Origin of the sequence: Pantoea sp. V106_11, from assembly GCF_029967885.1 — a bacterium.
Taxonomy (GTDB): Bacteria; Pseudomonadota; Gammaproteobacteria; order Enterobacterales; family Enterobacteriaceae; genus Pantoea; species Pantoea ananatis.
Genome location: NZ_JASCAK010000029.1, coordinates 1 through 13723, shown reverse-complemented (window position 1 = coordinate 13723; position 13723 = coordinate 1). Strand labels below are relative to the sequence as shown.

General features: G+C 54.6%; 15 protein-coding genes. 9 read left to right on the top strand and 6 right to left on the bottom strand.

What is annotated here, in order from left to right:
• Window positions 1–20: 20 nt before the first annotated feature.
• From QLG08_RS12375 to QLG08_RS12350, 6 genes are all read left to right on the top strand, one after another.
• A complete protein-coding gene (locus tag QLG08_RS12375; protein WP_014594630.1) occupies window positions 21–1583 on the top strand; it encodes a transcription antiterminator in 1563 nt (520 codons plus the stop codon).
• 18 nt (window positions 1584–1601) lie between these two features.
• Window positions 1602–2072 carry a fructose PTS transporter subunit IIA gene (locus QLG08_RS12370; protein ID WP_014594631.1) on the top strand — a complete coding sequence of 157 codons (471 nt, stop codon included), beginning with the start codon at window positions 1602–1604 and terminating at the stop codon, window positions 2070–2072.
• Window positions 2073–2094: 22 nt separating this feature from the next.
• Entirely contained in the window at window positions 2095–2409 is a 315-nt protein-coding gene (locus tag QLG08_RS12365; RefSeq protein WP_013027232.1) for a fructose PTS transporter subunit IIB, read from the top strand.
• 11 nt (window positions 2410–2420) lie between these two features.
• Window positions 2421–3512 (top strand): PTS fructose transporter subunit IIC, encoded by a 1092-nt coding sequence (locus tag QLG08_RS12360; protein WP_013027233.1) that lies wholly within the window; start codon window positions 2421–2423, stop codon window positions 3510–3512.
• Window positions 3513–3521: 9 nt separating this feature from the next.
• Window positions 3522–4373 (top strand): class II fructose-bisphosphate aldolase, encoded by an 852-nt coding sequence (locus tag QLG08_RS12355; RefSeq protein WP_015699498.1) that lies wholly within the window; start codon window positions 3522–3524, stop codon window positions 4371–4373.
• 86 nt (window positions 4374–4459) lie between these two features.
• Window positions 4460–5320: a ketose-bisphosphate aldolase gene (locus QLG08_RS12350; protein WP_014605034.1), complete on the top strand. Its 861-nt coding sequence runs from the start codon at window positions 4460–4462 to the stop codon at window positions 5318–5320.
• Between the two features lie 327 nt (window positions 5321–5647).
• On the opposite strand, the gene QLG08_RS12345 is transcribed toward QLG08_RS12350, so the two are convergent.
• A complete protein-coding gene (locus QLG08_RS12345; RefSeq protein ID WP_227022903.1) occupies window positions 5648–6415 on the bottom strand; it encodes a transporter substrate-binding domain-containing protein in 768 nt (255 codons plus the stop codon).
• 158 nt (window positions 6416–6573) lie between these two features.
• Here QLG08_RS12345 and QLG08_RS12340 point away from each other — a divergent pair, with 158 nt between their 5' ends.
• Together QLG08_RS12340 and QLG08_RS12335 are read left to right on the top strand one after the other, a co-directional pair.
• Window positions 6574–7155 carry an NAD(P)H-dependent oxidoreductase gene (locus QLG08_RS12340; protein ID WP_015699497.1) on the top strand — a complete coding sequence of 194 codons (582 nt, stop codon included), beginning with the start codon at window positions 6574–6576 and terminating at the stop codon, window positions 7153–7155.
• 31 nt (window positions 7156–7186) lie between these two features.
• The gene (locus QLG08_RS12335) at window positions 7187–7495 is read left to right on the top strand and encodes a putative quinol monooxygenase (RefSeq protein ID WP_013027237.1); all 309 of its coding nucleotides are present in this window, start codon (window positions 7187–7189) and stop codon (window positions 7493–7495) included.
• Between the two features lie 61 nt (window positions 7496–7556).
• On the opposite strand, the gene parE is transcribed toward QLG08_RS12335, so the two are convergent.
• The 5 genes from parE to nudF are packed head-to-tail and all read right to left on the bottom strand — an operon-like array spanning window position 7557 to window position 12013.
• Entirely contained in the window at window positions 7557–9452 is a 1896-nt protein-coding gene (gene parE / locus QLG08_RS12330) for a DNA topoisomerase IV subunit B (RefSeq protein ID WP_014594634.1), read from the bottom strand.
• Between the two features lie 48 nt (window positions 9453–9500).
• Window positions 9501–10082 carry an esterase YqiA gene (gene yqiA / locus QLG08_RS12325; protein WP_013027239.1) on the bottom strand — a complete coding sequence of 194 codons (582 nt, stop codon included), beginning with the start codon at window positions 10080–10082 and terminating at the stop codon, window positions 9501–9503.
• 3 nt (window positions 10083–10085) lie between these two features.
• Window positions 10086–10913, bottom strand: a complete 828-nt coding sequence (gene cpdA / locus QLG08_RS12320) for a 3',5'-cyclic-AMP phosphodiesterase (protein WP_028715810.1) — start codon at window positions 10911–10913, stop codon at window positions 10086–10088.
• Window positions 10914–10955: 42 nt separating this feature from the next.
• The gene (locus QLG08_RS12315) at window positions 10956–11381 is read right to left on the bottom strand and encodes a DUF1249 family protein (RefSeq protein WP_014605031.1); all 426 of its coding nucleotides are present in this window, start codon (window positions 11379–11381) and stop codon (window positions 10956–10958) included.
• A complete protein-coding gene (nudF, locus tag QLG08_RS12310) occupies window positions 11378–12013 on the bottom strand; it encodes an ADP-ribose diphosphatase (protein WP_013027242.1) in 636 nt (211 codons plus the stop codon). Before nudF ends, QLG08_RS12315 begins: the two co-directional genes overlap by 4 nt.
• A 211-nt stretch (window positions 12014–12224) precedes the next feature.
• On the opposite strand from nudF, the gene tolC reads away from it, so the two are divergent.
• Window positions 12225–13694: an outer membrane channel protein TolC gene (tolC, locus tag QLG08_RS12305; RefSeq protein ID WP_024471050.1), complete on the top strand. Its 1470-nt coding sequence runs from the start codon at window positions 12225–12227 to the stop codon at window positions 13692–13694.
• Window positions 13695–13723: the final 29 nt, after the last annotated feature.

The window sequence follows — 13723 nt, the reverse complement described above, 5'->3', positions numbered from 1 at the left end:
AATAATAGACAGGTGACTGAATGCAGAATCTGACTTCACGACAACACCGGTTACTGAAATTACTGCTGCAGGCGGGTACGCCGCTGGCTTTAACGCAATTAGCCCAGCAGCTGACCGTTTCTGAAAAAAGTATTTATCGCGATTTGCAAAGCCTGGAAATCTGGCTGGGCGCCTGGCAGGCGCAGTTGATCAAGCTGCCCGGTCGCAGCGTGATACTGCAAACCGAGGATATCGCGCAACGCCTGCGATTACAGCAGCATCTGGCCAGTGAAGAGAACTGGTCTGAAGGTTTAAGCAACAATGCACGCCGGGTGAAAATTCTGTCACAGCTGCTGAGGGATGCGCCGCGTGAAACCTCAATCAGTAAGTTATCTGAACGCTATTTCATTAGTCACGCTTCTATCGTCAACGATTTAAAGGTCATTGAAGAGTGGCTACAACCGCTGGCGCTGGCACTGGTCAGAAGTCAGAGCGGTACGCATGTCGAAGGCAGTGAGCAGGCATTACGTCAGGCGATGGTATCGCTGATTAACGATGTTATGCAGCATAACGGTGGCAGTAACACAGCGCTACCGCGGCTGGACCCGGGCAGTTACCAGGCGCTGATCCACTATTTTGGCGAGGAGGATGTGGCGTTTGTGCAAACCTTACTGCAGCAGATGGAGCAGCAGCTTGGCTATCCTCTGAGCGATGCGTACTACATCAATCTGTCCACCCACATCCTGATTATGATCCACCGCATGTCGCAGGGTAAGGCTTTATCTCTGCCCTTAGCGCTGAGCGCTCAGGAAATGGATAATCGCATTCTGAAGATTGCCCGTCAGATGGTGCGACAGGTTGAACAACGTTTAGACCAGTCAGTGCCGGCGGATGAAGTCGGATTTATTTATCAGTACATTATTTCGTCGGGCATTGTGGTTGAAGAACGCGGCAGCGATATGTTGCCGCAATATCAATTATCGAATGAAGCCTCGCGTAATATTACGGTTGAATTAATTCGCTGCTTCTCAGAACTTATTCAACAGGACCTCACTGCCGATCCTTTATTATTTGAAGGTTTACTTTTCCATATTAAGCCATTACTTAACCGGCTGAAATATCATATTAGCATTCGTAATCCATTGCTCGATGATATTAAAACGGAGCTGAGTGAAATTTTTACGCTGACTCAGCGGGCCATGCAGCTTACCGCCGCGCGTTTTCATTACGGGTCGATTGCGGACGACGAAGTGGGCTATTTATGTGTCCATTTTCAGGCCGCGCTGGAACGGCAAATCGCCCATAAACGCATTTTGCTGGTCTGTTCCAGCGGCGTCGGCACCTCGCATCTCCTGAAGAGCCGTATTCTGCGCGCGTTCCCGGACTGGATTATTGCGGGCGTCATTTCGGCCAGTAACCTCGGCGATTTTTGCCAACAGGAGCCGGTTGATCTGGTGATCTCGACTATTCACCTCGACACCTCGCTGTTTCCTACCGTGTATGTGACCGCGTTTTTCAATGACGACGATATTCGCCGTGTGACTGACGCCATGATTGGCAGCCAACTGCCGAAGGCCGTTAACAGCGCCCTGGCAGAACATTAACTGAATGAGGTCTGACTGATGGATATTTCTCGCATTCTTACGCCACGCCGCGTCAATCTCAACCTGCAAGCCAGCAGTAAAGAGGAGGCCATCATTGAACTGACCGATTTGCTGTTCAGTGACGGTGCGATTAGCGATAAACAGGCCTTTATCAAGGATGTCTGGCTACGCGAGGCAGAGGGTTCGACAGGGTTTGAAAATCACATTGCCATTCCCCACGGGAAATCGTCAGCCGTGAAACAGACCACGTTAGCTATTGGGCGCAGCCAGCAGGATATTCCCTGGGAAACGCTGGATGGCAGCCAGGTGCGCTGCATCATCCTGTTTGCCGTTCGCCTTGAAGATCAAAATACCCCCCATATTCGCCTGCTGTCCCAGGTGGCCAGTGCGCTGGCCGATGATGAGGTGATTGCGCAGTTGCTGGTGGAAAACGACCCCAGCGAAATCATTCGGCTGTTCAGTCAGTACGCCGAAACCGACCTCTGTTAATCCTACACGTCCGAGGTAGACCATGAACATTGTCTGTGTTGCCGCCTGCACGGCGGGTATCGCGCATACCTACATTGCGCGCGAAAAACTGATCAAGGGAGCCCATGCCCTTGGTCACACCATCCACGTGGAAACGCAGGGCACCATTGGTACTGAAAACGCCCTCGATACGGAAACCATCGCCGCCGCCGATGTCGTCATTCTGGCGGTGGATGTCAAGATCAACGGTGAGGAACGCTTTCGCGGCAAACCGATCGTCAGGGTGAAAACTGAAGTGGTGATCAAGTCGCCGATTAAGTTTCTGGAAAAAGTGGCGGATTCACTGGCGCGTGCCTGAGGAGATCCACAATGAACGATAACAAAAGACAGTACGGACAGGAGATCAAAGGTCATCTGTTGACGGGGATCTCCTGGATGATCCCGCTGATTGTCGCCGCCGGGATCTGCATCGCGCTGGGCCAGGTCATCGGTGGTCCGGACGTAGGCAAACATCCCGGCACGATTGCCTGGATGCTAAACCAGATGGGCGGCTGGGGCATGGGATTGATCGTGCCGTTGATTAGCGCCGCCATCGCCTACTCGATTGCCGACAGGCCGGGCTTTGCGCCTGGCTTAATCGTGGGCTTTATCTGCGGCCAGATCGGCACGGGTTTTATCGGCGGCATCCTTGGCGGCTTCCTGGTGGGTTATACGGTGATTCTGTTGCGTCGCAGCATTCGGCTGCCGCAGTCGATGCAGGGCCTGATGCCGATCATGGTGTTACCGGTGCTGAGCACCATTATCGCCGGGCTTTTGATGATGACCTTCATCGGCCAGCCCATCGTCTGGTTGCAGAAGGCGCTGATTGCGCTGTTGGAATCCATGCAGGGCGGTTCGAAGTTCGTTATGGGCGCCATTCTGGGGGCGATGGCCACCTTCGACTTTGGCGGGCCGGTCAATAAAACCATGTCGCTGTTCGCGGATGGCATGCTGGTCGACGGTATTTACGGACCGGAAGCGGTCAAATTTGTCGGTTCGATGATCCCGCCCTTTGGTATCACCCTTTCCTGGCTGTTAACCCGCCATAAGTACACCCGCGCGGAAAAAGAGGCGCTGAAGGCGGCCTTTCCCATGGGGATCTGCATGATCACTGAAGGTGTGATCCCGATTGCCGCCCGCGATCTGCTTCGTGTCGTCGGCAGCTGTGTGGTGGCTTCCGCCGTCGCCGGCGGGCTGATTATGGTCTGGGGCGTCGAAGCGCCCGTGCCTCACGGCGGCATGTTCGTGGTGCCTCTCTTCACCAAACCCTGGCTGTTCTGCCTGGCGCTCGGTATCGGCAGCACGATCTGTGGCGTGATGCTATCGCTGCTGAAAAAGCCGGTGACCGAAGCCGACGAAGAGTTTGACGACGTGGAAGACCACAGCGTTCGCGACGACGACATTAAATTCACACTGGAATAAGGAGTGCGTATGTACGCGGCAATGAACGACCTGATCGCACGGGCTGCCCGTAATCAGTATGCGGTACTGGCCATCAACTGTTTCAATCTGGAGAGCGCACGTGCGGCAGTGAAGGCGGCGGAGGAGCAACGCGCGCCCCTGATCCTGAATGTTTATCAGGGGCACAGCCGCCATTTCCCGCCCGCTGTCGCCGTGCCCTTGGTTCAGGCGCTGGCAGCGAATGCCCGCGTGCCGATCGCGCTGGCGCTTGACCATGGAAAAGCCTTTCCGCTGATTGGACAGGCCTTTCGCGCCGGGTTTACCGGACTGATGATCGATGCCTCCTCCGAGCCGCTGGCAGAAAATATTCGCCAGACGGCAAAAGTGGTCGAGATGGCGCATACCGCCGGGGTTTGTGTGGAGGGCGAACTGGGGCATATCGCCGATGCCCCAACCTATGCGCTGGCAGACGCTGCGGTGAAAATGACCCAAGTGGCGGACGTGGTGCCCTTTCTGGAACAGACGGGCATCGATCTGTTAGCGGTGTCGGTTGGGACCGCGCACGGGCTCTATCCCGCTGGCGTCAAACCGCAAATCGACTTTCAGCGTCTGGCTGCGCTGCATGGGGTTTCGCCGGTTCCCCTGGCGCTGCACGGCGGCAGCGGCACGCCAGCCGACGATATTCGACGCGTCAGTCAGCACGGCGTCGCCAAGATTAACGTTGGCGCGGCGGTCTTTGATGCAGGCAAGCAGGCGCTCCATCAGGCGCTTAAGCAGCATCCCGCTGCTGAGCTGCCTGATCTGCTGGCGCTGATGGAGGCCGCCTGCTGCGAAGTCGTACATGACTATCTGAGCTGTTCCGGCTCCGCTAATCAGATCTGATTTTTTTCTGCTGTAACCCGGTGCGCGTCTCTGAACGTCAGCGCAGGGCATCCCTTTGTCGTAAAACAAGCTGAGGAAGATTTAACATGTTGATTTCAATGAAAGAGATGTTAAGCCCCACCCGCCAACACCGCTTTGCTATAGGCGCATTTAACGTGGCCGACAGCTGTTTTATCCGCGCGGTGGTGGAAGAAGCCGAAGCCACACAAACTCCGGCCATTATCTCTATTCATCCCAGCGAACTGGCGTTCGTGACGGATGCGTTTTTTGGCTATGTTCGGGAGCGCACCCTGAAAAGTACCGTGCCCTTTACCTTGCATCTGGATCATGGTGCTTCGGTTGCCCACGTGCTGCGCGCTATTCAGTGTGGCTTTACATCGGTCATGATTGACGGCTCGCTGCTGCCCTATGAAGAAAACGTGGCGCTGACCAAAGAGGTAGTGAAGCTGGCGCACGCGGTGGGCGTATCTGTCGAGGGCGAACTGGGGACCATTGGCGATACCGGCACCTCGGTAGAGGGCGGCGTCAGTAAAGTGATTTACACCGATCCCGCGCAGGCAGAAGACTTTGTGCAGCGCACCGGCGTGGATACCTTAGCGGTGGCAATAGGCACGGCGCACGGTATCTATCCCAAAGATATGAAGCCCGAACTGCAAATGCATATTCTGCGGGATATCTCTCAGCGCGTTTCCATTCCGCTGGTCTTGCACGGCGGTTCGGCGAATCCCGATGCCGAAGTGGCGGAGGCGGTTACGCTGGGCGTCGGTAAAATCAATATCTCCAGCGATATGAAATATGCCTATTTCCAGAAGGTGCGCGAAGTCTTAACCCGCGAAACCTGGTGGGATCCAAACGTTATCTATCCCGAAGCGATTGAAGCCGCTAAAGCGGTGATCCGCTACAAAATGAATTTGTTTGGTGGACTGGGAAAAGCGTCGCTGTATTGAGTACTGAAGGGTAAAAATGTGTGGTTGGTGTTCCGTGCGGTTCCCACCGCCACGGTATCGGATCTGACGTCCTCGCGCCGCTAACGCGGTGCCTTCGCGGCGTTCGTCAGCCTGACGAACCAGCGGAGACGGTACTTCCTGTACCGGCTCCGCTTTTTGCCCGCGTCCTGCGGGCAAATTCTGGCTTCCTCGCTCTGCTCAGCGCTGCGAATTGTCTGTTCCGCTCCCGTGGCGGTGGGCACAGTGACGCATGTGCGCCATTTCGGACGGCTATCTGCAGTTTTGAAGCCCGGCGTTAACACATCAGGTAAACCCCCTGCTTTCGCCTTACTTCATCACACCCATCCACTGCTGGGCGATCTGCGCATATTCCCCGGTCGCGGTGCTCAGATGCAGCCACTGATCGACATACTGCTTCCAGCTCATATCATCACGCGGAATCATGTAAGCTTTTTCACCGTACTGCAGCGGTTTATCCGGGTTGAGCGCACACAGGGAAGGAAAGCGTTTTTGCTGATACAGCGCCTCTGAGGCATCGGTGATCATCACATCGGCTTTATTGTCCACCAGCTGCTGGAAGATGGTCACATTATCGTGAAACAGCGTTAACGCAGCCTGAGGTAAGTGGCTGTGAACAAACGCCTCGTTCGTGCCCCCTGCTGGCTCAACCAGACGCACGCTGGGCTGGTTCATCTGTTCGACCGTCTGGTACTTCGCCTTATCGGCGCAGCGCACCAGCGGAATTTTACCGTCCACGCCCAGCGGCTGCGCAAACCAGGCCGTTTGCTGGCGCTTCAGCGTGACCGATACGCCACCCAAGGCGATATCGCACTGCTTCGCGATAAAGTCCTGCATCAGGGTTTTCCAGGTGGTGGGTACCCATTGCACCTTCGCCCCCAGTGACGCGGCCAGGGATTCAGCCATGCTGATATCCAGCCCTTCATAGCTGCCATCCGGTTTCAGGAAGCTGTAAGGTTTGTAGTCCCCGGTAGTACAGACTTTCAGGGTTTTGGTGTTAAGAACGCTGTCCAGACGCGACTGGGCCTGCGCGCCGCCAGCCACCAGCAGTAACGTGATTACGAGTGTTTTTTTCATCATTGTATTTTTTTCGGCAGTGAGTTTGCGCTGGTATGGTGACATAACCTCGGGGGTTATTGCGCTATTCGCAAAAGTGTTGTGATCATTCTCGCATTTTTCTCCCGCCCGCCACGGCCTAAGCTACCCCCCATTGACGCATACGGGAGACAAGCTTAATGAGTAACATTTTAATTATCGATGGCGGTAAAACCTTCGCCCATTCGAAAGGCGAGCTGAATCATACGCTGACCGAGGTGGCCGCCAGCCAGCTGCGTGATCTGGGCCATGAGGTCACGATCACCGTTGCCGACCACGCGTATGTTGTGGCCGATGAGGTGCAAAAATATCTCGACAGTGACGTGGTGATTTATCAAATGCCGGGCTGGTGGATGGGTGAACCCTGGACCGTGAAACGTTACATCGATGAGGTTTTCACCGACGGCCACGGTAAGCTGTATGCCAGCGATGGCCGCACCCGTGCCGACGGCGCAAAAAAATATGGTTCAGGCGGACTGATTCAGGGCAAAAAATATATGCTGTCACTGACCTGGAACGCACCACTGGAGGCCTTTACCGACCCTGAACAGTTCTTTGAAGGCGTGGGCGTTGACGGACTTTATCTGCATTTCCATAAGGCGAATCAGTTCCTGGGCATGGAAGCATTGCCGACCTTTATCTGCAACGACGTGATGAAACAGCCGGATGTTCCACGTGATATTGCACGTTATCGCACGCACCTCCGCGAGATTTTTGCTTAAATAGATGTTCACCCAGAAAGAGGAAACGTGAATGTTAACCGTCGTTGCTGAAATTTGTGTTAAGCCAGGCTGTCGCCAGAAAGTACTGGATGCGTTTCACCAGGTGATCCCTACCGTGCTGGAAGAAGAAGGCTGCCATCAGTACAGCCCTCTGGTCGATCACCAGGCGCAGGTGCCCTGGAAACACAATTCACCTGATTCGATTTTTATGCTGGAGCAGTGGGAAACCCTGCGCCATCTTGATCAGCATCAGCAGATGCCGCATATGGAAGCCCATCGTACGGCGATTAAAGACTATGTGACTGACGTGAAAATTCTGGTGCTGGAGCCGGGTAAATAATCCTGGCGGAACACGCACAAAAAAAAGCCCCATTCAGGGGCTTTTTCCATCAGGCTGCGGATTACACTTCAATATCCGCTTTATCGCCTTTTTCCTGCAGCCAGTTACGACGATCTTCGGATCGCTTTTTCGCCAGCAGCATATCCATTACCCGCAAAGTCTGTTCAATGTCATCGTCACTGACGGTGAGCTGCACCAGACGGCGCGTGTTGGGATCGAGCGTGGTTTCGCGCAGCTGCAGCGGGTTCATTTCACCCAGCCCTTTAAAGCGCTGCACGTTTGGCTTGCCCTTCTTGCGCTTCAGCTGCTCCAGTACGCCCTCTTTCTCGTCTTCATCCAGCGCGTAATACACTTCTTTGCCCAGATCGATGCGATACAGCGGCGGCATGGCGACATAGACGTGGCCATTTTTTACCAGGGTACGGAAGTGCTTCACAAACAGCGCACACAGCAATGTGGCGATGTGCAGCCCATCCGAGTCCGCATCAGCAAGGATACAGATTTTGCCGTAGCGCAGCTGTGAGAGATCTTCGCTATCGGGATCGATACCGATCGCCACCGAAATATCGTGCACCTCCTGCGAGGCCAGCACTTCATCGGACGAGACTTCCCACGTATTGAGGATCTTACCTTTAAGCGGCATGATCGCCTGATATTCGCGATCGCGCGCCTGCTTCGCCGATCCGCCCGCCGAATCCCCTTCCACCAGGAAGAGTTCGGTTTTGTTCAGATCCTGCGCAGTGCAGTCTGCCAGCTTACCCGGTAGTGCCGGGCCGCTGGTCAGTTTTTTACGCACCACTTTTTTGGCTGCGCGCATACGGCGCTGGGCGCTGGAGATCGCCAGCTCCGCCAGCTGTTCTGCCGCCTGCACGTTCTGATTCAGCCACAGGCTAAAGGCATCTTTTACTACGGCAGACACAAAGGCGGCGCACTGGCGCGAGGATAAACGCTCTTTTGTCTGGCCTGCAAACTGCGGATCCTGCATTTTTACTGACAGCACATAGGCGCAGCGATCCCAGATATCCTCTGCGGACAGTTTAACGCCGCGCGGCAGAATATTGCGGTATTCACAAAACTCACGCATGGCATCCAGCAATCCCTGACGCAGACCGTTGACATGGGTACCGCCCTGCATGGTGGGAATCAGGTTCACATAGCTTTCGGTCAGCAGCTCACCGCCTTCCGGCAGCCACAGTAATGCCCAGTCCACCGCTTCGATATCACCGGCAAAGGTTCCGACGAAGGGCTTCTCTGGCAGGGTTGGCAGGCCGTTGACGGCTTCGCACAGGTAATCTGTCAGACCATCTTCGTAGCACCAGCGCTGTTCGGTATTGTTCAGCTTGTCTTTGAAGACAATTTCCACCCCTGGACATAGCACGGCTTTCGCCTTAAGCAGGTGTGATAAGCGGGACACCGAGAAGCGCGGACTGTCAAAGAAGTGCTCATCCGGCCAGAAATGGACGCTGGTGCCGGTGTTGCGCTTCGCAACCGTGCCCGTGACGGTCAGATCCTGCACTTTTTCACCGTTTTCGAAGGCGATACTGTAGATCTCACCATTACGTCGCACGTTGACTTCAACACGCTTAGAGAGGGCATTGACCACCGAAATGCCGACGCCGTGCAGGCCACCGGAAAACTGGTAGTTTTTATTAGAGAATTTCCCCCCCGCGTGCAGCCGGCACAGGATGAGCTCAACGGCCGGGACGCCTTCTTCCGGATGGATATCCACCGGCATGCCGCGTCCGTCGTCAGTCACTTCTAACGACTGATCGGCATGTAAAATCACTTCTACGCGCCTGGCATGGCCCGCCAGTGCCTCATCGACACTGTTATCAATCACTTCCTGACCCAAGTGGTTAGGGCGCGTCGTATCGGTATACATTCCCGGGCGACGGCGAACCGGCTCAAGGCCAGTCAGGACCTCAATGTCACCCGCATTATAGCTTGATTGACTCATGGTAACTGTCTGATTAGAAGAAGAAAATGGTTGCGATTTCCGCGTTACTCAAGCGTGATTCAGGCCCAGAAAGTCCAGAATTTGCGGGAAATGGCGTTCGAATCCAGTAAATGCATGATTTCCGCCCTCTTCCACCGTATGACGGCACGCGCTGTAGTAGTCGAGCGCCTGGCGGTAATCGAGCACTTCATCGCCGGTTTGTTGCAGCAACCACAATAAATCAGGTGCTTCCAGCGGTTCAATCTGCATCACTTTCAGATCGTAAATGTGGCGAGACTCTAACACATATTGCTGACCGGTGTAGGGATTCTGATTCTCCCCTAAAAAATCCACCAGCAACTCGAACGGCCGCACGGCAGGGTTGACGACCACTGCAGGCAACATAAAGCACTGGGACAGCCACGTCGCGTAGTAACCGCCCAGCGAGGAGCCCACCAGGCCCATTTCACGCCCGCTGTGACTTAACACGATGTCTTCCAGCATCGCCGCGGCCTCGGCCGGAAAAGTTGGAAGCTGCGGCACAATCATCTCTATGTCGGGATGATTGTGACTCAGCCACTGTTTGAACAGCGTCGCTTTCGCTGAGCGCGGGGAGCTGTTAAAGCCGTGCAGGTAAAGCAGCGCCTTCATCCGTCAGTATCCTTCGGCATCAAGATCGGGGCAAAACGCCTGAGTGCTGAGCCGGTTCACTTCTGTATCAAGCTGACCGTCATTGTGCAGCGTAAACCAGCGCCAGCCTGGCGCAAGGGTATCAATGGTAAAGCTGGTGCAGTGCGGTTTGAACTGCACGCAGGTGGAAGGCGTGGCCAGCACGCGGCGACCGTGCCACTCCACATCCATTTCCTGATGGATATGGCCGCACACCAGTGTCTTTGCCAGCGGATAGTGCTGTAACACGGCATCAAGCTGATGGGGATTGCGCAAACTGTGTTGATCAAGCCAAGTGCAGCCTGAAGCAAGCGGATGGTGGTGCAGCAGCACCAGCGTATGACGCAGGGGAAAGCGCGCGAGGGCGTTATCAAGCCAGTCGAGCTGATAGTCGCTTAACATGCCATGAGGCACGCCGAAGACCTGACTGTCCAGCAGCACGACCTGCCAGTGTTCGCCCACCAGCACATGCTTGTGCGCGTTGATGCCGGCTCTGGCCAGCGTATCCACCATTGCGGGCTGGAAATCATGATTACCCGGCAGCCAGACACAGGGTTTTGGCAGGCGCGAAATGCCCTCAACAAAATGCTGATAGGCTTCGACCGAGTGATCCTGAGAGAGATCGCCGGTGGCCACAATGAGATCATAGTCGCGCTGTTGTGCGATGATCGCATCCAGCACGGCGTCATAACTCGACCAGGTATTCACTCCCAGCAGCGATTCGTGTTTTCCTGCGAACAAATGCGTGTCCGTCACTTGCAGAATCCGCACCCCAGATTCTGTCGCCGCAGGAAGAGTTAGCAGGCTATCCAAAGCGTTTCCTTCGTCTCTACGCCATTCAATGCATTATACGTATCAGCAAGCCGGTACTGCCATGGCGCCATGCGTCAGACAGTAGCGTAACCAGTCAGCGAGGAACTGATTGATTTGATGCTTTTCATCACGCTGATTCATCTTTTTATTCGGGTAATCATAACGCGCTTTAAACCGATAGATCTGCTGTGTTGAACACACTTCAGCGACCATGGCGTCATGATACAGCCTGACAGACATGGAAGGCAGGCTCCAGTAACTCACCGCCGGTGCCGTCTGGCGAATTTCAACCAGAGTAGTGTAACGTGTTGATTCTTCTATTGTTAACTGATAGCGGGCGCCGCTCACCTGATAGCTAACCGATGCGCCTGCCTCGTCATCGCGCGGGAGCAGACGGCGTAACTGGGCGAAATTGGTTTCGCACAGCCGCATCATCTCGGGGAAATCAGGGATATAGCGCTGTTTCATTTTTGCGTCCACTCTTCTCGAAGTTCTTTATGGTGCAGTGCCAGCCATTGCAAGGCGATGACAGATGCCGCGTTATCAATAATCCCCTGTTCCACCCAGTGGTAAGCCTGTTCACGGCTTACGACATGCACAAGAATATCCTCATTCTCTTCCTCCAGACCATGGCATCCTGTTGCCAGGCCGGCATCCACTTCTCCCACCATAACCGATAAACGTTCGCTGGTGCCGCCCGGGCTGGCAAGATAGTTCAACACGGGCTTCACCCGGCCAACGGTCAGACCGGCTTCTTCTGATGCTTCACGGCGCCCCACCTGTTCCGGAGTTTCACCGGGTTCAATAATGCCCGCAATCATTTCCAGCAGCCAGGGCGTTGGGCTGCAGTCGAAGGCCGGAATGCGGATCTGCTCAATCAGCACCACTTCATCACGGATGGGATCATAAGGTAGCAGGACGGCAGCATGGCCGCGCTCAAAAACTTCACGCGTCACTTCTCCGCTCATGCCGCCTTTAAACAGACGATGGCGAAAACGGTAGCGAACGATGGAAAAAAAACCGTCGTAGGCCGTTTCACGTGCAATAATTTCTACATCATTTTTTGTGAAAGTCACAGGTGATGTTTTATTGTCCTTCATCGTTTGGTTCCTTTTGCAGATTGGGATGACACAGATAAAACACAAGCCCGGGCACTATCTAAACAGTCATTACAGAGTTATTTACCTGAAACACGCAAATATGGCACGTTCAGCCACCTTATCTCACAGTTGCCCTCTGCTAGAATCTGCGATAATTTTTGGCTTACCGGCGGCACTATCATTGCGATTTGCTGCAACAAAAGGAATGCAAATGAAAAAACTGCTCCCATTATTTATTGGGCTGAGCCTGGGCGGTTTCAGCGTCGCCAGTCAGGCAGAAAACCTGCTTCAGGTTTACCAACAAGCGCGTTTAAGCAACCCGGACCTGCGGAGCTCCGCTGCCACTCGCGATGCTGCGTTTGAGAAAATCAACGAAGCGCGCAGCCCTTTATTACCACAACTGGGTTTGGGTGCAGATTACAGCTATGCAAATGGCTATCGTGATAGTAGCGGTATTCATTCCAACACGACCAGTGGCACACTGCAATTGACGCAAACCATTTTCGACATGTCAAAATGGCGCGCGCTGACCCTGCAGGAAAAAACCGCAGGTATCCAGGACGTCACCTATCAGGTTGCCCAGCAGGATTTGATTCTGAATACCGCGACGGCCTATTTCAACGTGCTGAAAGCCATTGATACGCTTTCTTACGTCGAAGCACAGAAGATGTCCATCTACCGCGAGCTGGATCAAACCACTCAGCGCTTTAACGTGGGCCTGGTGGCCATTACCGACGTGCAGAACGCCCGCGCCCAGTATGACAGCGTGCTGGCCAATGAAGTCACGGCGCGTAACAATCTGGATAACTCGGTGGAGTCTCTGCGTCAGATCACCGGCATGGACTATCTGGCACTGGCCTCACTGAACATCGATCGCTTTAAAACCACCAAACCTGATAACGTTAACGCGCTGCTCAAGCAGGCAGAAAGCCGTAACCTTAATCTGCTTTCTGCCCGTCTGAATCAGGATTTAGCTCGTGAACAGATCCGCTCTGCGGAATCAGGCCACCTGCCAACGCTCGATCTGACCGCGTCTACCGGTCTGTCTAACAGCAAATACGGCGGAAGCCGCGCTGAACAGAGTGCAAACTCAACAGACTCGATTACAGGAAACAGTAAAGTCGGCCTGAGCTTCACGCTTCCGCTTTACAGCGGTGGCAGCGTGACCTCACAGGTGAAGCAGGCGCAATATAACTTTGTCAGCGCCAGCGAACAGCTGGAGGCGGCTCACCGCTCTGCGGTTCAGACGGTACGTTCTTCTTACAACAACGTGAATGCGTCCGCGAGCAGCATTGCGGCGTACAAGCAAGCCGTGGTCTCTGCGCAGAGTTCATTAGACGCCATGGAAGCCGGTTATCAGGTCGGTACGCGTACCATCGTTGACGTGTTGAACGCCACCTCAACCCTGTATAACGCGAAACAGCAGTTGTCCGATGCACGTTACAGCTATCTGATTAATCAGCTAAATATCAGCTATGCGCTGGGCACGCTGAACGAGCAGAGTCTGGGCATTCTCAACAGCCAGTTAGGCAAAGAGATCTCCACCTCACCGGAAACCGTTCAGCCCCAGAACGTTCAGCAGGTACTGGGTGAAGATCACATCGCGAGTTCTTCTGAAACCGCGACGGCGCCGGTGCGCCCGGCCGCCCATAAAAGCAGCCGTAACCCTTTCGCTAACTGATCGCCCTGCGGGCCGCGTTGGGGCCCGCG